The 1,146-nt window shown below is 72.3% G+C and carries 1 protein-coding gene; it reads right to left on the bottom strand.

Going from position 1 to position 1,146, the window contains the following annotated elements:
- On the bottom strand, positions 1-1,008 hold a 1,008-nt coding region (gene gap / locus KIK08_RS39125; protein WP_214408345.1), incomplete at its 3' end, for a type I glyceraldehyde-3-phosphate dehydrogenase.
- Positions 1,009-1,146 lie beyond the last annotated feature (138 nt).

The raw sequence follows: 1,146 nt of genomic DNA on the forward strand, positions 1-1,146 counted from the left end.
GTCGGGCAGCGTGCGGGCCATCAGGTCCAGCAGGTCGACGACGCGCTGGGCGTAGCCCCACTCGTTGTCGTACCAGCCGAAGACCTTGGCGGTGTCGCCGAGGACGCGGGTCAGGCCGAGGTCGACCACGCAGGAGGCGGTCTCGCCGATGATGTCGCAGGACACGACCGGGTCGGTGGTGGTCCGCAGGATGCCCTTGAGCGTGGTGTCGGCCGCCCGGGTGAACGCGGAGTTGATCTGCGCGGCGGTGGCCTTCTCGGTCAGCCTGACGGTGAGGTCGACCAGGGATGCGTCGATGACGGGCACCCGCACGGCGACGCCGTCGAGCTTGCCGGACAGCTCGGGCAGGACCTCGCCGATGGCCCGGGCCGCCCCGGTGCTGGTGGGGATCATGTTGACCGCGGCGGAGCGGGCCCGGCGCAGGTCCTCGTGCGGGCCGTCGACGAGGTTCTGGTCGCCGGTGTAGCTGTGGATCGTGGTCAGCAGGCCCTGTTCGATGCCGAAGGCGTGGTGCAGCACGTGCGCCATCGGGGCGGCGCAGTTGGTGGTGCAGGAGGCCGCCGAGACGAGGTGGTGCTCGCCGGGCCGGTAGATGTCCTCGTTGAGGCCCATCACGATGGTGGCGTCGTGCGCGGCGGGGGCGGTGGTGAGCACCTTGCGCGCCCCGGCCCGCAGGTGGGCCCCGACGGCGTCGCGGGTGCGGAACCGGCCGGTGGCCTCGATGACGATGTCGACGCCGAGCATCGCCCAGGGGATCCGGGCGGGGTCGGCCTCCTGGGTGGCGTAGATCGAGCGGTCGCGGATGCCGAGGTAGTCGCCGGAGACCTCGACGCGCTCGGCCCACTTGCCGAACGTCGAGTCGTAGCGCAGCAGGTGCGCGATCGTCGCGGTCGGGGCCAGGTCGTTGACCGCGATGACCTCGAACCCGGGCTCCTTGCGCTCGACGATGCCGCGCAGCACCGCCCGGCCGATCCGCCCCATGCCGTTGATGCCGACCTTGACCCTCATGGTTGCTCCTCCGTCAGCGCACGTCGTCACCGCACGTCGGACTCATGCTTCGACGTCGCGCGGCGCGCGCCCAGGGCCGAGGGACGGGTCGCGCACAGGCCGTCGGTCCCGCCGTTGCGGGCCGCTGCGCCCTGCCGG

This window comes from Pseudonocardia lacus (genome assembly GCF_018531445.1).
Classification (GTDB): domain Bacteria; phylum Actinomycetota; class Actinomycetes; order Mycobacteriales; family Pseudonocardiaceae; genus Pseudonocardia; species Pseudonocardia lacus.